This window comes from Erythrobacter sp. KY5, from assembly GCF_003264115.1.
Taxonomy (GTDB): Bacteria; Pseudomonadota; Alphaproteobacteria; order Sphingomonadales; family Sphingomonadaceae; genus Erythrobacter.
This window is the reverse complement of record NZ_CP021912.1, coordinates 2,133,629-2,151,330: the sequence shown is the minus strand read 5'-3', so window position 1 is coordinate 2,151,330 and position 17,702 is coordinate 2,133,629. Positions and strand designations below refer to the sequence as shown.

General features: G+C 58.8%; 16 protein-coding genes and 1 tRNA gene. 5 read left to right on the top strand and 12 right to left on the bottom strand.

Annotation, left to right across the window (positions count from 1 at the left end; genetic code table 11):
* The first annotated feature begins 41 nt into the window (after positions 1–41).
* The 4 genes from CD351_RS10190 (at position 42) to hflX (ending at position 5,801) form a co-directional block, all read left to right on the top strand.
* Entirely contained in the window at positions 42–2,291 is a 2,250-nt protein-coding gene (locus tag CD351_RS10190) for an ATP-binding protein (RefSeq protein ID WP_174214316.1), read from the top strand.
* 58 nt (positions 2,292–2,349) lie between these two features.
* Positions 2,350–3,738: a sigma-54 dependent transcriptional regulator gene (locus CD351_RS10185; protein ID WP_111992550.1), complete on the top strand. Its 1,389-nt coding sequence runs from the start codon at positions 2,350–2,352 to the stop codon at positions 3,736–3,738.
* Between the two features lie 168 nt (positions 3,739–3,906).
* Positions 3,907–4,485 carry an RNA chaperone Hfq gene (hfq, locus tag CD351_RS10180; protein WP_111992549.1) on the top strand — a complete coding sequence of 193 codons (579 nt, stop codon included), beginning with the start codon at positions 3,907–3,909 and terminating at the stop codon, positions 4,483–4,485.
* Between the two features lie 17 nt (positions 4,486–4,502).
* Positions 4,503–5,801, top strand: coding sequence for a GTPase HflX (hflX, locus tag CD351_RS10175; RefSeq protein ID WP_111992548.1), 1,299 nt, complete (start codon positions 4,503–4,505; stop codon positions 5,799–5,801).
* On the opposite strand, the gene mazG is transcribed toward hflX, so the two are convergent.
* The 10 genes from mazG to CD351_RS10120 all read right to left on the bottom strand — a co-directional run bounded on the left by mazG (position 5,796) and on the right by CD351_RS10120 (position 15,567).
* Positions 5,796–6,581 (bottom strand): nucleoside triphosphate pyrophosphohydrolase, encoded by a 786-nt coding sequence (gene mazG / locus CD351_RS10170; protein WP_111992547.1) that lies wholly within the window; start codon positions 6,579–6,581, stop codon positions 5,796–5,798. The two genes, hflX and mazG, sit on opposite strands and share 6 nt — an antisense overlap.
* Positions 6,582–6,821: 240 nt before the next feature.
* Complete coding sequence (locus CD351_RS10160; protein ID WP_111992545.1) at positions 6,822–7,604, bottom strand: MBL fold metallo-hydrolase; 783 nt, start codon at positions 7,602–7,604, stop codon at positions 6,822–6,824.
* A gap of 10 nt (positions 7,605–7,614) precedes the next feature.
* Positions 7,615–8,391, bottom strand: coding sequence for a TatD family hydrolase (locus tag CD351_RS10155; protein WP_111992544.1), 777 nt, complete (start codon positions 8,389–8,391; stop codon positions 7,615–7,617).
* Positions 8,391–9,968: a methionine--tRNA ligase gene (metG, locus tag CD351_RS10150; protein WP_111992543.1), complete on the bottom strand. Its 1,578-nt coding sequence runs from the start codon at positions 9,966–9,968 to the stop codon at positions 8,391–8,393. Before metG ends, CD351_RS10155 begins: the two co-directional genes overlap by 1 nt.
* Positions 9,955–10,929 (bottom strand): DNA polymerase III subunit delta', encoded by a 975-nt coding sequence (locus CD351_RS10145; protein ID WP_111992542.1) that lies wholly within the window; start codon positions 10,927–10,929, stop codon positions 9,955–9,957. The genes metG and CD351_RS10145 overlap by 14 nt, the downstream gene beginning before the upstream one ends.
* Positions 10,926–11,576, bottom strand: coding sequence for a dTMP kinase (gene tmk, locus CD351_RS10140; protein ID WP_111992541.1), 651 nt, complete (start codon positions 11,574–11,576; stop codon positions 10,926–10,928). Before tmk ends, CD351_RS10145 begins: the two co-directional genes overlap by 4 nt.
* Positions 11,573–12,727 carry a D-alanyl-D-alanine carboxypeptidase family protein gene (locus CD351_RS10135; protein WP_111992540.1) on the bottom strand — a complete coding sequence of 385 codons (1,155 nt, stop codon included), beginning with the start codon at positions 12,725–12,727 and terminating at the stop codon, positions 11,573–11,575. Before CD351_RS10135 ends, tmk begins: the two co-directional genes overlap by 4 nt.
* Before the next feature lie 76 nt (positions 12,728–12,803).
* Positions 12,804–13,856 carry a lytic transglycosylase domain-containing protein gene (locus CD351_RS10130; protein WP_111992539.1) on the bottom strand — a complete coding sequence of 351 codons (1,053 nt, stop codon included), beginning with the start codon at positions 13,854–13,856 and terminating at the stop codon, positions 12,804–12,806.
* A 56-nt stretch (positions 13,857–13,912) separates the two neighbouring features.
* The gene (locus CD351_RS10125) at positions 13,913–14,653 is read right to left on the bottom strand and encodes an HAD family hydrolase (protein ID WP_111992538.1); all 741 of its coding nucleotides are present in this window, start codon (positions 14,651–14,653) and stop codon (positions 13,913–13,915) included.
* A complete protein-coding gene (locus CD351_RS10120; protein WP_111992537.1) occupies positions 14,650–15,567 on the bottom strand; it encodes an aminotransferase class IV in 918 nt (305 codons plus the stop codon). The genes CD351_RS10125 and CD351_RS10120 overlap by 4 nt, the downstream gene beginning before the upstream one ends.
* A 70-nt stretch (positions 15,568–15,637) precedes the next feature.
* Here CD351_RS10120 and CD351_RS10115 point away from each other — a divergent pair.
* Positions 15,638–15,727: transfer RNA gene (locus CD351_RS10115), tRNA-Ser, on the top strand.
* Between the two features lie 24 nt (positions 15,728–15,751).
* Here the strand turns inward: CD351_RS10115 and lpdA are convergent.
* Both lpdA and CD351_RS10105 read right to left on the bottom strand, forming a co-directional pair.
* Positions 15,752–17,167 (bottom strand): dihydrolipoyl dehydrogenase, encoded by a 1,416-nt coding sequence (gene lpdA / locus CD351_RS10110; RefSeq protein ID WP_111992536.1) that lies wholly within the window; start codon positions 17,165–17,167, stop codon positions 15,752–15,754.
* 177 nt (positions 17,168–17,344) lie between these two features.
* Complete coding sequence (locus CD351_RS10105; protein WP_234027099.1) at positions 17,345–17,701, bottom strand: acyl-CoA thioesterase; 357 nt, start codon at positions 17,699–17,701, stop codon at positions 17,345–17,347.
* Position 17,702 lies beyond the last annotated feature (1 nt).

The following is a 17,702-nucleotide window of genomic DNA, read 5'->3' as shown; positions in this document are numbered from 1 at the left end:
ACTGGGCAACTATGGAAGGCTCAGTCGCCAACTCTGTCGATATGATCGACGCGCCGGAAGGGGCTACCTCCCGTTCGCAACCGCGTCAGTTCCCGCGGTGGTGGCGTCAATTCCTGGTGAGCTCCCGGCGAGCAAACGTATTTCGCTGGTTGGAAGCGCTCGCCGTCATCGCGTTGATCATCGCGGTCATCGCCAACTATCTCGCATACACCAACCAACCTGCCGACTCAGGCGGATTGCCTTCGCTCCAGGTGTCCTTGCTGCTTGTCGCCGTTCTGGTGCCAGCGATGGCGCTGTTGGTCATGATCGGACGCCGCATGGCATTGAGCCGCGCGGCAGGAAGCACAGCGCGGCTACACGTGCGGCTTGTGTTCTTCTTTTCGATGGTGGCGGCCGTTCCCACGCTGCTGGTGGCAGGGTTTGCCGCATTCCTGTTCCAGACCGGCGTGACATTCTGGTTCTCCGATGAGTCGCGAGGTTTGCTCGAAAATGCGAACGAGCTCGCGCAAAGCTATTACGATTCCAATCAGCGAGACGTCGAACAGCAGACGATCACGATGGCAACCGACATGCGTGAGATCCTTTTGCGCGTGCCGATACCGGACCCCGACTTTCCTGAACTGTATTTCTACCAGATGCAGGCGCGCGAAATCTCCGAAAGCGTGATCCTGCAAAGAATGGACGACGATTCGCTGCGCACTGCTGCTGCTCTGAATGTCGTCGAAGGCAATGACCCCAGCGTGTTCAGCGAAGCGGCTCTGCCAACGCTGGATACAGGCGAGTTGGTAGTCGTCGAGGGGAGCGCTGAACGAATAGCCGCGGTCGCTCCGATCGATCGTGAGGCCGGGATCTACCTCTACAACGCCCGAACAACCGAAGAGACGATGTTCAACGCATGGTCCCGCGCGCAAGCGATTTCGACCGCGTATGATACGCTCACCAGCGATGCGCGCACGCTCCAGTTGCGTTTTAACATCGCGCTCGTCGCGATGAGCCTTCTACTGGTTGGGATCGCAGTATGGTTCGCCCTCCGCTTTGCAGACCGACAGGTGGAACCGTTGACCGACCTTGTGGGAGCCGCGCGAAAGGTGGGGCAGGGCAACTTCGCGCTCCGCGTCGAAGGACGGACCGGGGCGGACGAGATCGGCCTCCTGAACCGTGCCTTCAACCGGATGACTGCGCAGCTCGAAAAGCAAACCGACGCATTGGTAAGCGCAAACCGGCAGATCGACGACCGGCGGGCATTTATGGAAGCTGTGCTGGAATCGGTGACCGCTGGCGTTATCTCGGTCGACGACAACGGCCGCGTTCTGCTTATGAACGAATCCGCTTATGGTCTGCTTTCGGATCACGATGCGGATGATACTGAAGAAGGTCCGGCGGCGCTTGTCGGGAAATCGCTAAATGAGCTTTCACCTGAAATCGATCAGATGGTTCGGGAGGGCAAGGGCAGGGCGATTGTAACGCAACCGCGCGGCACCGACCTTCTGACGCTCGCTGTGAAAGTTGCGCCGGGTTCTAGCGGCCACGTCATTACCTTCGAAGATATTACACGCCAGTTAATCGACCAGAGACAGGCGGCGTGGTCGGATGTCGCGCGGCGGATTGCGCATGAGATCAAGAATCCGCTTACCCCGATCCAGCTTGCCACTGAGCGGCTCAAGCGCCGGTATCGCAAACAGGTCGAGGGCGACGACGCAGAGCTGTTCGACGAGTTGACCAGTACGATCGTGCGACAGGTTGGTGATCTCAGGAAGATGGTCGACGAGTTTTCTTCCTTTGCGCGCCTGCCCAAACCCGTGTTCCGGTCCGAAGACGCATTGGACCTCGTACGGCAAGCGGTCTTCCTTCAGGAAGTCGCACATTCCGATATTGCCTTTGGTGTTTCCGCCGACGACCTCAGCGAGCGTGAAATCCAGTGCGACCGGCACCAGCTCGGCCAGGCCATGACCAATGTGCTCAAGAACGCCGTTGAGGCCGTCGAAGCGTGCGCGTCGAATGCTGACGAGGATTTCTCAGGCCGGATCGGCGTTACCATGGCTGATGAAGGCGATTGGTTGTCGATTACGGTCGAAGACAACGGGATCGGCCTTCCTACCGACCGTGATCGCATTGTCGAACCCTATGTGACCACACGTGAAAAAGGCACCGGCCTTGGCCTCGCCATCGTCAACAAGATCGTCGACGAACATGGCGGTGACATGAGTTTCGCGAGTGGAGAGAATGGCGGCACGCGCGTCACCTTGCGCTTTGCACGCCATCCCGACCCCGATGTGAACGAGGCCGCATGATGCCTGCAGCTATTCCCGTTCCCCAATCCCCGATGACTACCCCCGTAAGGAGAAGCGCATGTCGCTCGATATCCTGATTGTCGATGATGAACGCGATATTCGCGACCTGGTTGCCGGAGTGCTCGGCGATGAAGGGTACGAATGTCGAACCGCTGCGGATTCGACCAGCGCGCTTGCTGCGATTGACGAGCGGCGACCCAGTCTCGTTCTGCTCGATGTCTGGTTGCATGGAAGCGAGATGGACGGCCTTGAAACGCTCGATGCGATCAAGCAGCGTGAACCTGACCTGCCAGTAATCATATTCTCTGGGCACGGTAACATCGACACGGCGGTTTCGGCTGTCGGGCGTGGGGCGATGGATTTCATCGAAAAGCCGTTCGAAGCCGAACGCCTGCTTCTCTTGGTCGAGCGGGCCACCGAGACCGAGCGTTTGCGCCGTGAAAACACCAATCTGCGCGATGCAAGCTGGGGCGGTACGGACTTCACCGGCAATTCGAGCGCCATCAACGCCGTTCGGGCAACACTCAAACGCGTGGCCAACACGGGCAGCCGCGTGCTGATCACCGGCCCTGCGGGGGCAGGTAAGGAAGTGGCTGCGCGCATGCTTCATGCCTGGAGCAGCCGTTCGGACGACGCATTCGTGCTGGTGAATTCAGCGCGGATAACGCCAGAGAGGTTCGAACAGGAGCTGTTCGGAGAGGAATCGGACGGGAAACAGGTTCGGCCTGGCCTGCTCGAAATGGCCGATGGCGGCACGTTGTACCTCGACGAGGTCGCGGACATGCCGCTTTCAACGCAGGCCAGAATTTTGCGCGTTCTCACCGAGCAAAGTTTCGTGCGGGTTGGCGGTACGCGTCAGATCGGTGTCGATGTCCGGGTCGTTTCGTCGACCACGCGCGATCTTGCCGTCGAGATGGAGGAGAAACGTTTCCGCGAAGATTTGTTCTATCGCCTTAACGTTGTCCCTGTTTCGATCCCTTCGCTTGCCGACCGGCGTGATGATATCCCTGCGCTCGCTGAGCATTTCTTCACCCGCTATTCGACCGATCAAGGCCTTCCTCCGCCGGAGATCAGCGAAGAGGCCATGGCCGCGCTTCAGGCCTATGACTGGCCGGGAAACGTGCGCCAGCTGCGTAATGTGGTTGAGCGCACGATCATCATGACGCCGCGAGAGCGTCTCACCGTAGTCGAAACCGATATGCTTCCCGGTGAAATCACAGGCGGAAGGCTTGCAGGATCAGGTCCGGGGCTGTCCACCATGATGGGTGTACCGCTGCGCGAGGCACGCGAAACCTTCGAACGAGAATATCTCGCCATCCAGATACGCCGCTTTTCGGGAAATATCTCGAAGACGGCGACCTTCATCGGGATGGAAAGATCGGCACTTCACCGCAAGCTCAAACTGCTCGGTATGGCAGACCGGCGCGATGCTGAGCGCAAGGGGTAGAGCAAGGCGCAACGCTCTGGCGAAATGCTAGATTTTCGATGAGATGAAATATCTCATTGCGGCAATGCATTGCAATCGCCATTATAACAGGTGAGCTGTACAACAGTCCGGGGGGACTAGCGGCGTTATGCGGACCGAATAAACGGCCGCCAACAACAGGAGCATAACATGTCCACCGGGCGAACCCTCTCTCCGCGCCCTTTTGCGAGACCTTCCGAAACCAGCGAGAATCAGTCCCGTCCGACTGGTGGCTCGTCACGTCAGGGCAATTTACAGGACGGCTTCCTCAACTTGCTTCGCAAGAACAAGACGCCAGTAACGATGTTCCTTGTAAAAGGCGTTAAACTTCAAGGGATTGTCACTTGGTTCGATAATTTTTCGATCCTTCTGCGCCGCGATGGTCAATCTCAACTCGTGTACAAGCATGCCATCTCCACGATCATGCCATCGGGCGACGTCGATGCCGAACAGTTCAGCAATCGCGGCGCCAGCGGCAAGCAGCGCATGTTGCAGGATGTGTTCCTCAGCCGGGTCAGCGATGCTGGCGTCCAGGTGACGATGTTTCTCGTCAATGGGGTGATGCTTCAGGGTCGGATCGCGGCATATGACCTCTTCTGCATGCTTCTGGAGAGGGAAGGGGCGGTTCAACTCGCCTATAAACACGCGGTTTCGACCATTCAGCCTGCCAGCCCTGTCGACCTTTCCGATGATGCGGATGAGGATGACGAATACGGGGACGATTACTGAGCTTCGACGATGATCTGATGGATGAGGTCACCCGCGGTGCGCGGGCCCTTGTGCTTTGCCCGGATATAAGGCGCTTGAGCTATGATCTCGATGCCGCCGAGCGTCTGGCGGAAGCGGAAGGTCTGGCGCTCGCAATCGGCGTTGTGATCGAGCATTCTGAAATCCTGCCCGTGCGCCAGATGCAGCCGAACACATTGTTCGGTTCCGGTCAGGTCGAAAACATCAAGATCCTGTGTGAACAGCACGAATGTGAACTTGTCATCGTAGATGGCGCGCTGACGCCAATCCAGCAGCGCAACCTCGAGGACAAGCTCAAGCGCAAGGTTATCGATCGAACCGGCCTGATCCTTGAAATCTTCGGGGAACGCGCCGCAACGGCCGAGGGGCGGCTCCAGGTTGAGCTTGCCCACCTCGATTACCAGCAAAGCCGCCTCGTTCGCAGCTGGACTCACCTTGAGCGGCAGCGCGGTGGCTTCGGGTTTCTGGGCGGTCCCGGTGAAACGCAGATCGAGGCTGACCGCCGGATGATCCGACAACGGATGGGACGTTTGCGGCGAGAGCTTGAACAGGTGCGCAAAACCCGCACCCTACACCGAGAAAGGCGGGGAAGGGCACCCTGGCCAGTGATCGCGCTTGTCGGATATACTAACGCTGGAAAGTCGACCCTTTTCAATCGCCTCACCGGCGCAGATGTAATGGCTGAAGACCTGCTTTTCGCGACGCTAGATCCCACGATGCGGGCGATCAGTCTGCCCGGAGTGGAAAAGGCGATCTTGTCCGATACGGTCGGATTTATCTCCGACCTTCCAACGCAGCTGGTTGCTGCCTTTCGTGCGACGCTGGAAGAAGTCACCGGTGCAGACATCATCTGCCACGTCCGCGACATGGCGAACCCGGCACATTCCGCTCAGAAGAAGCAGGTGATGGAGGTCCTTGCAGACCTCGGTGTCGTAGACGCAGAGACTGGAACGAGCGAGATCCCCATCCTCGAAGTATGGAACAAGGCAGACTTGCTCTCCGAGGATGCGCTCAACGAACTCCGCGAGGCAGCATCAGGTCAGGACGCCGTACTGCTTTCCGCATATAGCGGTGAAGGTGTCGAGGCTTTCGAAAACAAGATCGCTGACATGCTCACTTCTTCCGCGAAGGAAGTGACGGTCACGTTGCCAGCATCCGATGGCAAGCGCCTCGCATGGTTGCATGCACACGGCGAGGTCCTTGAAGATGCGGATGCCGGGGAAGGGGAGCACGGTGCGGAACGCCGGTTGATCGTTAGGCTCAATCCTAAGGAATTGGGTCAGTACGCCTCTTTATAGCTCTGAGTTTTCAGCGGATTTTATCTTCTGCCAATAGGCTTCCTGCTCGTCGAGCGGGAGTCGATCGAATGCCAAACCATCTGCGGAAGCAAGTTTCTCCATCGCCCGGAAACGGCGTTCAAACTTTGCATTGGATGCCTTAAGCGCAGCCTCTGCATCGACGCCGTATCGACGGATTATGTTTACCGCGACGAACAGAACATCGCCGGCTTCGACCAGGCGCTCCTCTTCACTGGCTTCGTCCAGTTCCTGAAGCTCTTCATCGAGCTTGTCACGCGGTCCTTTCAGGTCGTGCCATTCAAACCCCACGCGGGCTGCGCGTTTTTGCAGTTTCTCGCTTCGAAGCAGCGCTGGAAGCGCCTTTGCCACTCCGTCCATGGCGCTTTGCATACCGACATCTTCGCGTTCGGCCGCTTTCAGGTCCTCCCAACGCGCGGATGTCATTGTTCCGCCTTCCTCTCCGAAGATGTGCGGATGGCGGGCTTCCATCTTGTCGCTGATGGCGCGAGCGACGTCTTCGAAAGCAAAGTGTCCGGCTTCCTCGGCCATTCGAGCGTGAAACACGACCTGAAGCAACAAGTCGCCGAGTTCTCCCTTGAGGTCCTCCATGTCTGCGCGTTCAATCGCGTCGGCTACCTCATAGGCTTCTTCAATCGTGTACGGTGCGATGCTCTCGAAGTTTTGTGCAAGATCCCATTCGCAACCGCCATCTGGATCACGCAGGCGAGCCATGATCGCAAGAAGGCGCTCAAGTTGCGATGAATGGGGGGCCGTTGTCATAGGACGATTGGCCTCGCTGTCAGATTGATAATATATATTATGTTAAATATAGATTGGATCGTCATGTGGGCAATCGCGCGCCCAACAGATCGGCCGCTACGAACAGCCCGGCAAAAATCGCAAGCCAGACCAGAGCCAATTGAGCTATCTTCCCCCAGCCGAGCCTGAAGCTTGCAATCGCGCTTCCTGCTAGGATGAGCCATCCGAGCAGAGCAACAATTGAGATTATTGAACCTTCGCTCATGCCGTCATCTCCAATCCGTCAAAGCCGACGACCACGCCATCGGGCACCTCGTCCACCAATGTCTGATAGTCCATGCTCTTGTCGAGATGGCTTAGCACAAGCTTTCCTGCGCCTGTACGCTCAGCCAGCTCGATCGCCATGGCAAGGTGCGCATGCGTAGGATGAGGTTCACGGCGAAGGCAATCGCTAACGAGTATGTCGACGCCGCTGAAGAGATCCACCATCTCTTCTGAAATTGAACTGAAGTCCGTCGCATAAGCGACTGATTTACCGTCAGCTTCGAACCTGTATCCGGTAGTTTCTCCCGGTCCGTGTTCCATCTGGCACCACTCGACTCCGAAGCCAGCAACAATCCGCAGGCGCTCGAGTGTCTCGAGCGAACATATCGTCGGGTAACCATCCTGGCCGGCGAAAACATACCCAAAGCGCTGGCGCAGGCGTCTGACGGTTTCGGTACTCGCATAGGCCGGTATCGGGCCGCCGCGGCCATATCTGAGAACGCGAAGATCGTCGATACCATGGCAGTGATCTGCATGGTCGTGAGTCCAGAAGACCGCATCGATCTTGTTAATACGGTTCGCAAGAAGCTGCGCGCGACAGTCGGACGACGTGTCGATCAACAAGCGCCGACCTTCATCACTCTCGACCAATATTGATACACGTGTGCGTCGATTGCGCGGCTCGGAAGGATCGCAGTCACCCCAGTCGCCCTCGCCATCCTCTCCGCCGATACGCGGAACGCCGGTGGACGTGCCTGAGCCGAGCATTACAAACTTCACTTCAGCTGCCTCACAGAGCGGCCTTACTGAACAGCTTCACAAAGTTCGCAGTTGTCTGATCGGCCAATTCCGCAGCCTCAACACCGCGCAGATCAGCCACAAAGCGCGCGGTGTCGGCCACAAATGCAGGCTCACAGGTCTTGCCACGATTTGGCACTGGCGCGAGGAATGGGCTGTCGGTTTCTACAAGCAGCCGATCTGCAGGAACTTCGCGAGCTGTGGCCTGCAAATCCTTGGCATTCTTGAAAGTTACAATTCCAGAAAGTGAGATTGTCAGCCCCAATTCGAGGACTTTGCGCCCAAATTCGGATGAGGCCGTGAAGCAGTGGATGAGCGCCGGAAAGGCCCCCTTCCCCAACTCGTCTTCCAGAATTTCGAGCGTATCTTCTTCTGCATCGCGCGTGTGAATTATCACCGGCAGCCCCGTTTCGCGCGCTACGTCGATATGCATTCGAAAGAGCTTCGCCTGCGTCAGCCGATCCGAATGCTCGTAGAAGTAATCGAGGCCGGTCTCTCCAATACCGATAACCTTGGCGTTCTCGGTTGCCCTGAGCAGCACCTCGCGCCCCAGGTCTTCATGGCCGCCGGCTTCGTGCGGATGGATGCCGACGCTGGCATAGACATCCGCTTCGCGATTGGCGGTGCCGACCACCTGCTCCCATTCGCTCTGCTTGGTGGAGATGTTGAGGAAGGCCCCAACTCCTGCGTCACGGGCGCGCGAAAGGACGCCTGATTGGTCCTCCACCAGTCCCTTATATTCGAGATGGCAGTGGCTATCGACCAGCATCACGCGCTTTCCTCTGCCGTTTCGGGCAATTCGAGGCGCGGGAAGATCGGAGTGGGTTTGGCCACCACGTGCCCGCTGCCAGCCAACCGGTCGAACCAGCTATCGTCATCAAGATTTTCGAATAGCCGTTCGTTGTCTGGAACGCCGAGTTGGTCGAGGACTGCAGCAGCTTTCTCGGGAACTACCGATTGAATAGCGATGGCCAGATCACGAATGGCGCGGAAAAGCGTCTGGAGCACAGCTTTCATGCGCTCCGGATCGGTCTTTTTCAGCGTCCAGGGGGCTTGCTCATCGACATATTGGTTGCAGGCATAGACAGCCTTGATCCATGCCTCGATACCGACTGAGAACGCCAATTGTTCGAATTCTCGAGGGAGATCCGTAGCGCACGCCTGTTTGACGGTGTCGAGCAAAGCAATGTCGTCTTCCGCAAGATCAAACGGTTCGAGAGCCCCGTCCATATTCTTGGCGATCATGGACAAAGTGCGCTGCGCAAGGTTGCCGAAACTGTTCGCAAGCTCCGCATTGGCTCGCGTTACGATGGCTTCGGGCGAGTAAGACCCGTCCTGCCCAAACGCGACCTCGCGCATGAGGAAGTAGCGGAGGTTGTCCACGCCAAATTGTTCAGCAAGTTCAAGCGGATCGGTGACGTTGCCAAGCGACTTCGATTCCTTCTGTCCGCGATTGAGAAGGAAGCCGTGACCGAACACTTTTTGAGGCACAGGCAGATTGGCGCTCATCAGGAAAGCGGGCCAGTAGACCGTGTGGAACCGGACAATGTCTTTCCCGATCAGATGCAAGCTGGCCGGCCAGAATTTCGCCATCTCCGGTGTTTCATCCGGGAAACCAAGGCCAGTCAGGTAGTTGGTCAGCGCATCGACCCAGACATACATCACGTGATCGTCCGAACCGGGCACCTTGACGCCCCAATCGAAGCTGGTCCGGCTGACCGAAAGATCGCGAAGGCCCTGTTCGACGAAAGCGATCATTTCGTTGCGACGGCTAGCAGGCTCAAGGAAACCGGGTGACCTGAGCAAATCAAGAAGAGGCTTTTCGTACTTCGAAAGACGGAAGAACCAGCTCTCTTCGACGGTCCACTCGACCGGAGTGCCTTGCGGGGACAGCTTCTGGTCGCCTTCACCTTCGACCAGTTCGCTTTCATCGTAATAGGCTTCGTCGCGGACCGAATACCAACCTTCATAGCGATCCAGATAGAGGTCGCCTGCTTTCTCCATCCGCTGCCAGATCGCCTGACTGGCGCGATGGTGATCGGGTTCAACGGTTCGGATGAAGCGGTCGAAGTCGATATTCAGCGCTTCGTCCATCTGCCGGAAATAGCCTGACATCTCGTCTGCGAGCTCGCGCGGAGTGCGCCCCTGCTCCTCGGCCTTTCGAGCCATCTTGAGGCCGTGCTCGTCAGTGCCGGTCTGGAAGCGAACTTCGCGCCCCTTGAGGCGTTGAAACCGGGCAATGACGTCGGCCGCGATCCCCTCATATGCGTGACCGATATGCGGTCGGCCATTGGGGTAATTGATCGCGGTGGTGATGTAGTAGGGTGCGTATTCAATGTCTGACATGGGCGTGCTCGCTAGCCGGGGCAGCGCGTGTGAGCAAGCTGCCGATTTCGACTGCCAGCAATGCGGTGTCGAAATTGTAGGTCGGAGCCTGTGCGGCGAGCGTCACCAGATCGCTGTGCGTGTCAACAAGCGTTGCGCGTTGCCCTGCGTACTCGGTGGTGCGTGCGAGGTCCGCAACCATTGCCTGAGCAAGCTCAAACACCGCATCAAGACGGGCGCGGTCTGCCCGGCCTCCGATCAGGCGGGAAAGGTCGGCGCGGCCGGTCATCTGGGGATCGCCGTTTGTGAGTAACGACTTGATCGCATTCGCCACTGGGCCAAGATCCTGCTCGGCAAAACGAAGAGCTACGCCGTACGATCCTTCTGCGGCACGGATGGCGGCAAAACGTGCATCGCCGCCTCCCCCAATGCCCGCGGCGTCAAGCAATTCTTCAATCTGGGCATCTTTCAGGAGCGGAAAGCGCAAGATGCGGCAACGCGACCGGATTGTCGGGAGCAGCCGCGCCGGACGATGCGTCACGAGCATGAAGAATGTTCCTTGGGGCGGCTCTTCAAGGCTCTTGAGCAAAGCGTTTGCGGCCGCAACTTCCATGTCATCAGCGGGGTCGATGATCACTACGCGGCGCGATCCCAATGTTGGGCGCGTGTTCAAGCGCCGCTGCATAACGCGAATCTGATCGACGCGGATTGAGCGGGCCCTTTCGAAATCCTTGCCGTCAGCGGCGGCGCGCGCTTCCTTGTCGTTCTTCGGCCCGTAGGTGAGGACGATGATATCAGGGTGATCGCCTGCGGGTTGCGGAATGCCGTCTTCGGCCACGAGCTCACGTGCTGCGGCAATGGCGAAGTCGTGTTTGCCAAGCCCGCTTTTCCCGGCAAGCAGCCAGCCATGATGCATGCGAGTGCCGGCCATGGCGGAACGCCATTCATTCCACGGGCCGGTATGATTTGGCCAAGTCGTCATTCGCTTTCCTGACCGAGCAGATCGGCCATCGCCTCAAGAACGCGCCCGTGAACCTCGTCCGGAGTGCCGGTGCCGTCGACTACCCGAAATCCAGTCGGGTCTGCTTCTGCAAGTTTGCGAAAGCGGGCGGCGACGGCTTGATGATACTCAGCGCTGCGTCCGCCGATCGCGTCGCTGTTTTCGCCATCTCTTGCAGCAAGTCGCTTAGAAAGCCGCTCCTCGTCGACTTCGAGAAGTATCGTGAGGTCAGGCCTGAGACCATCACTGCCAAAATCGTGGAGCGCGGTGATTGCCTCGTCACCCAATCCCCCTGCCCCGCCCTGATAGGCGCGGCTTGAATCGACGAACCTGTCGGTCACAACCCAAACACCTTTTTCAAGAGAGGGTCGGATATGCTGGGTTACATGGTCACTTCGAGCAGCAGCGAAGAGCAAAGCTTCCGCTTGTGCGCCCCACCCTTCACCCGGAGGATGCAAGAGCAATTGCCGGATTGCCTCTGCGCCCGGAGTGCCGCCCGGCTCTCTGGTGACCTCAACGACTTTCCCGCGCGACCGCAAAGCGTCGGCGAGTTTCAGCGTTTGCGTGGATTTGCCTGTACCTTCTCCGCCTTCAAAGGCGATGAACAGGCCCCTTGCGCCGTTGCTCATGAAAACCACCCCGCGATGCCATTGTAAATCCGGGTGAAGAAGCCCGCAGTTTCCACACTCTCGGCGGCAAGCAAGGGAAGGCGTGCGGGCTCCATGCCCGGAACTTCGATAGCCAATGTCGCAACCCGGTCTCCCGAGGTGAACGGCGCACGCAGCGGACCGTCATACTCGATACGCAGTGAAACATCGCTCAATCGCCCGCTTGGCACGTTCACAAAAACATTGCGCTCCGTCATGAGAGCTACCGTGCGCGAACTGCCGCCCTGCACTCTGGCGTTTCCGACAATCTCGCCTTGTGCGAAAAGGCGCTCTCGCTCAAAAGCACCGAAACCCCATTCGATGAGATCGCGAGCAGCTCTGGCCCTGATCGAGCCGCGCGATATGCCTGCAACGACAACCACAAGCCGCTGGCCATCGCGCTTGGCAGAGCCAACATAGCCGAGGCCGGATTCGTTCGTGTACCCGGTTTTGATGCCATCGGCACCGGGAACCCGGCCAATCATCGGGTCTCGATTGAATTGCTCAATATCGTTGTAGCGAAAGCCCGGCCTGCCGACATAGCGAGCGTACTTCTGAGGATGACGGCGGACCAATGCCTGCGCGAGCTTCACCAGATCGCTTGCCGTCGTGAATGTGCGACCTTCATCGGGCCAGCCATTGGGAGTGCCGAAATGGCTGTTCACCATGCCGAGGCTGCGTGCCCTCTGGTTCATGCCATCAAGCCATGCGCCAACTGATCCGGCCTGCCCTTCGGCAAGCATCACCGAACCATCGTTGGCCGAGATATTGGCAATCCCGGTGAGCAGATCATCGACCGCAACGCTGTCGCCCGCGTTGATCGACATGGTCGAACCTTCCCCGTTCCACGCTTCCCAGACTTCATCGCTCATCACGAGAGTCTGGCGTGGATCGAGCGTGCCTTCTTCGATCAACTCGAAAGCATGAAACAGGGTCATGACCTTGGTGATCGAGGCGGGCACGAACCGGCGCTCGGCATTGCGTGAATAGAGAACCTGTCCGCTGGTCACATCGACCAGTAGGGCGATCGGCAATTCGGTCTGCGCAGGAACCGGTGCAGGAGTTTGAGCACGGCCCGTCTGCGCGGCCACGACCAAGCCAACGGCAACGAGCACGGCAAGCGAACGTTTCATCCTCTGTATGTCAAATCCAGCAAACACCGTGCCGTCTTAATCGCACCCGCTCACCATTGCGAGGGAGCGCAGCGCGCTAGTTCACGATTTCGTCAGCGAGAAGTCCGACGCTCATCGCGTAATAGTTCGAACAATTGTACTCCAGGATCACGCGATAATTGCTTGTCAGCAAGTATGCAGGTGCACCGGGACCATCGGGCTGGAACAGGGATGTCAGGGTGTCGTCGGGAAGAAAGCTTTGCGGCTGCACGCCCAAAGCGCGCCATTCGCCAACCGTTTTCCATTGGCTGTGACGCTCATGAACGCGCGGGCAGACCGGCGCCACAAGCTCAGTCTTGTAGGCATCGACATCAAAACCGCGTGGTACCGCGGCCCTTACACCCCACGGCTGACCCGTTCGCCACCCAGCATCTCGGAAATAGTTCGCGATTGATGCAAAGGTGTCGGCGCGATTGTCGAAGATGTCGGCCCGCCCATCACCGTCACCGTCGGTTGCAAGGCGAAGGTACACCGAGGGCAGGAACTGCGGGTTACCGAAAGCGCCAGCATAGCTCCCCACCAGTGTGTTTCGCGAATAGCCCTTGTCTGCGACTTTCATCAGAGCGACCCACTCGCCTTCAAAGAGCTCTCGCCTCCGCCCTTCCCAAGCGAGCGTGGCGAGGCTGCGTGAGAGGTCGAAATTGCCCGTTATTGCGCCGTACGAGGTTTCATGGCCGAAGATCGCGACGATAATCTCGCCGGGGACTCCATATTCGCGCTCAACCGCTCGCAGCTGTCCGCTGTGAGCGCGATAGACGCGCTGTCCGCCGGCAATGCGCGTCGGGTTTACGTGAGTGCGGATGTAAGGCGCCATGGCCGGATAGCCGCGCCGGGTCGGAGTGCCGGGCTGACCCCGATCAAGCCGGATCACCCGTTCATTCGGAGTAAGCCCCACTGTCATGCGGTCGATGGTGGCCTGGCTCACCCCTTCACCACGCGCGCGCGCCTTGATCCTTTCAAGATAGGCATCGAAGGAGATCCCGTCGCGGGCTGCAACGTGTGCCTGAGCGGGTGTGGGTACGCTCGTGCTAGATAGGCCGAATGATGCAGCGATCAGAATCGCAAGCGAAGTAAGGTGCTTTAATGTCATTGCGTAAGCTATCTCTCATTCGAGATTAATCGGGGGTGATCACGCCTCGTATCCACTTATCGTGATTGAGTTCCATCAATCGCATATTTGCGCATGAACTCATAGTCTTCGCGGCACGCATCGGCGGTTTTCTTATACTCTCCGTCGAGATCGGGCAAAGCGCCGCGGGGTGCGCCAAATCCGGTCGAGGCATTGACCTTGTCGTACCAGTGTTCCCCCCAGACGCCGTCTTCGGGATGAGGCCCCTTCCGCCAGCTGAGCATCGCTGGGTCCCAACCTATCCCGATAGCAATGCACAGCGCCTCAAGCGTGCCGGAAGGGTCGGCCAGGATGGCATCGGAATCGACCACCGGCGGCGCTTTTCCAGTGCGCTGCGCCTCGCGTTCGAAGTAGGAACGAAGCTGGGCAAAGCCGAGCATCTCGGGCCTCCTAAGCTCGTTCTTGCTACGATAGCTCGCCACCACGCGTTCAGGTGCACGGATCAGGAAGGCGTGAGTGTGGTCAGGCATGTCGCCGATATCCACGTTCCCGATCATGTGATGCGGCATATGCTTCTGATACCAAACCGCCTTACCGTTCGGCGCTGAACCAGATTGCGCAGCAAGCACACTGTCCCAGTCGCAATCCATGTCGGCTATGGTTTCGGCTGCCATTGGATGTGGCTCGCCGCTGGCTTTGAGAAACGCTCCGTAGAATGGTTCGTCGCTGACAGCGCAATCGGATCGCGCACCAAAGCTGCGCATCATCGCGGTCGATATGTTGCGCGGCCCGCTCCACATGGCGATGCGGATGGTCAATTCACAACGTCCCGGTCGATGAGATCGCGGTAGAGGCCCTGCAAGCGTTCAACCATCGGCCCTCTGGAAGACGTCAGTGACCGCCCATCAACCTCAGTCACCGGAACGACGCCCGCGAATGTGCCGGTCACAAACGCTTCTTGCGCGCCGTACACGTCGGTGAGCGAGAAGTTCTTCTCGAACACCGGAATTCCGGCCTCGCGGCAGACCTGGATGACATTTGATCGCGTGATCCCACCAAGGCAGTAATCGCCGCTGGACGTCCAGACCTCGCCCTTTCGGACGATGAAGAAGTGGGTCGAATTGCAAGTCGCGACAAAGCCATGCGGGTCGAGCATTAGCGCTTCGTCAGCGCCAGCCTGTGTCGCCTGAATGCACGCCGTGATGCAGTTGAGCTTGCTGTGCGAATTGAGCTTCTGGTCCTGAACCGCAGGATCGCCGCGCCTCACGTGGACGGTGAACAGTCTGATCCCTGTCTCGATTGTCGAAGGTAGAGGGGCCTTGTATTCCGGGATGATGACGATCGTCGCAGGCGAGACAACCACCCTTGGGTCCTGATACGGTGTCGAGCGTATGCCGCGCGTCACCATCAACCGGATATGCACCCCCTCGGCATTGCGCATTGCATTTGCGTCGATGGTTTCATCGAGTCGCTCAGCCAGCTGCTCTCGGGTCAGCCCGATATCCATCGCGATGGCCGTTGCGCCTTCGTAAAGCCGGTCGAGATGAGCGGCGAGGAATGCGATCTTCCCACGGTGTACCCGCAAGCCTTCCCAGACTCCGTCTCCAAGCATGAAGCCGCTGTCGAACACAGAGACAGTCGCCTCGGCACGCGGCACCATCTCGCCGTTTACGTTGATCAGGATGCGTTCGTTGCGCGGGTCCGGTGCGAAGTCGTGAGTGCCTTGAGCCATGAATATCGTTCCTAATGGCAAGCAAGGGCGTGACAATAGCCGCGCACGTCGCTAGCGAGCATTTCCGCGCGGACAGGTGGCAGAGCGGTTGAATGCACCGGTCTTGAAAACCGGCAAGGGTGCAAGCCCTTCGTGGGTTCGAATCCCACCCTGTCCGCCACTCTTCCCCTCGTTTCAGATCCGGTCAGATGTGCAGCGCCTTTCCATAGGCGGCGAGCACGCTTTCATGCATCATCTCTGACAGCGTCGGGTGCGGGAAGACGGTCTGCATCAGCTCTTCCTCGGTTGTCTCCAGCGTCATGCCCACCGTGTAGCCTTGGATCAGCTCGGTCACTTCAGCGCCGATCATGTGAGCGCCCAGCAGTTCCCCTGTCTTGGCGTCGAACACGGTCTTGATGAAGCCTTCCGCTTCGCCGAGCGCGATAGCCTTGCCATTGCCGATGAAGGGGAAGTTGCCGACCTTGATATCATGGCCCGCTTCCTTCGCCTTTGCCTCTGTCAGGCCGACGCTGGCGATTTGCGGGTGGCAATAGGTGCATCCCGGGATCGCATCGCGGTTAAGCGGGTGCGGGTGCACGTCCTTGTTGCCCAACTCCTTGGCGATGGCTTCGGCAGCGGTCACCCCTTCGTGGCTGGCCTTGTGTGCGAGCCACGGTCCCGGCGTGCAGTCGCCGATGGCCCACAGCCCAGCCGATTTGGTCCGACCGTAGCCGTCGATCTGGATGAAGCCGCGGTCCATTTCAGCGAGGCCATCAAGACCAATGTCTTCGGTGTTCGGCACGATGCCGATTGCCGTGATGCAGTGGCTGAACTCGGTCGTGTCGGTCTTGCCCGCCTTGTCCTTGATCGTGGCGGTGACGCCTTTGTCGGTGACCTTGAGATCCTCGACCCCTGCCCCGGTCATCACCGTGATGCCCTGCTTGGTCAGGCTCTTTTCGAGGAAGGCGGAGACCTCCTCGTCCTCAACCGGGACGATGCGGTCGAGCATCTCGACCACCGTAACGTCGACGCCGATATCGTTGTAGAAGCTTGCAAACTCGATCCCGATGGCTCCCGATCCGATCACCAGCAGTTTGGTCGGTTTTTCGGGCGGGGTCATGGCGTGGCGGTATGTCCAAACGCGCTTACCGTCAGCGGGCGCGAAATGCAGGTCGCGGGCACGTGCGCCGGTGGCGACGATGACGTGCTTGGCGGTGAGCTTCTCCTCACCCTTTTCGCCTTTCACCGTGAGCGAGGTTGGGCCGGTCAGAACGCCGTCTCCCATGTGGACGGTGATCTTGTTCTTCTTCATCAGGTGCGTCACGCCCTGGTTCAGCTGTTTTGCGACCCCGCGACTGCGCTTGACGATGGCAGCAAGGTCAGCCTCGATCTCGCCAACCACTTTCAGGCCGTATTCGCTGGCGCGGTGCATCTGGTGATAGACCTCTGCCGAACGCAGCATCGCCTTGGTCGGGATGCAGCCCCAGTTGAGGCAGATGCCGCCCAGCAATTCGCGCTCCACGATTGCGGTTTTCAGGCCCAGTTGCGATGCGCGGATTGCCGCCACATAGCCGCCCGGTCCCGAGCCAAGCACGATCACGTCATAGTCAGTATCAGCCATCGATCCCTCATGTAACTGTGTAACATGGACCGCATGTTACACGGTCCAAGGGCAAATAGTTGTAGCGTCCCTACACGCTCGCAAACCCGCAGAAAAGCGGAGGAAGCGCGGGCTTGGGTTCTTGATCGTCATGGACTTTTGCATGCCACGAACCGGTCTGTGTAGGACAGGCTTTTGTCATGCGTTTCGGTCCACCTGGCGAGGTCGATCATTCTCATCGAGCATGACGAATTTGAATGTCCCGGCGCTCACCTTGGTTGTCGCCTCGCCATCGCGTTCGCGCCCTACCCCCTCTGCCTGAATGGTCAGCGAAGTGTTGCCGCGCACGATGATCTTGCAATAAACGCTGAGCTCATCGCCAACCTGCATCGCGCCGGGAAAAGTGAAGTCAGTCGCGTGCACCACTACAGCCTTGCCCTTGCCAACCCGGCTCGCCAGCGCGCCAGCACCCAAAGCCATTTGCGCCATCAGCCAGCCGCCGAAGACCCCGCCATAGGGATTGAGGTCGGTCGGCATTGCCGTGGCGCGGATCATG

What these genes read in the sequence shown, in the direction of transcription:
- CD351_RS10190 (WP_174214316.1), top strand. Translation starts at nt 42, where the DNA reads ATGATCGACGCGCCGGAAGGGGCTACCTCCCGTTCGCAACCGCGTCAG.
- CD351_RS10185 (WP_111992550.1), top strand. Translation starts at nt 2,350, where the DNA reads ATGTCGCTCGATATCCTGATTGTCGATGATGAACGCGATATTCGCGAC.
- hfq (WP_111992549.1), top strand. Translation starts at nt 3,907, where the DNA reads ATGTCCACCGGGCGAACCCTCTCTCCGCGCCCTTTTGCGAGACCTTCC.
- hflX (WP_111992548.1), top strand. Translation starts at nt 4,503, where the DNA reads ATGGATGAGGTCACCCGCGGTGCGCGGGCCCTTGTGCTTTGCCCGGAT.
- mazG (WP_111992547.1), bottom strand. Translation starts at nt 6,581, where the DNA reads ATGACAACGGCCCCCCATTCATCGCAACTTGAGCGCCTTCTTGCGATC.
- CD351_RS10155 (WP_111992544.1), bottom strand. Translation starts at nt 8,391, where the DNA reads ATGCTGGTCGATAGCCACTGCCATCTCGAATATAAGGGACTGGTGGAG.
- metG (WP_111992543.1), bottom strand. Translation starts at nt 9,968, where the DNA reads ATGTCAGACATTGAATACGCACCCTACTACATCACCACCGCGATCAAT.
- CD351_RS10145 (WP_111992542.1), bottom strand. Translation starts at nt 10,929, where the DNA reads ATGACGACTTGGCCAAATCATACCGGCCCGTGGAATGAATGGCGTTCC.
- tmk (WP_111992541.1), bottom strand. Translation starts at nt 11,576, where the DNA reads ATGAGCAACGGCGCAAGGGGCCTGTTCATCGCCTTTGAAGGCGGAGAA.
- CD351_RS10135 (WP_111992540.1), bottom strand. Translation starts at nt 12,727, where the DNA reads ATGAAACGTTCGCTTGCCGTGCTCGTTGCCGTTGGCTTGGTCGTGGCC.
- CD351_RS10130 (WP_111992539.1), bottom strand. Translation starts at nt 13,856, where the DNA reads ATGACATTAAAGCACCTTACTTCGCTTGCGATTCTGATCGCTGCATCA.
- CD351_RS10120 (WP_111992537.1), bottom strand. Translation starts at nt 15,567, where the DNA reads ATGGCTCAAGGCACTCACGACTTCGCACCGGACCCGCGCAACGAACGC.
- lpdA (WP_111992536.1), bottom strand. Translation starts at nt 17,167, where the DNA reads ATGGCTGATACTGACTATGACGTGATCGTGCTTGGCTCGGGACCGGGC.
- CD351_RS10105 (WP_234027099.1), bottom strand. Translation starts at nt 17,701, where the DNA reads ATGATCCGCGCCACGGCAATGCCGACCGACCTCAATCCCTATGGCGGG.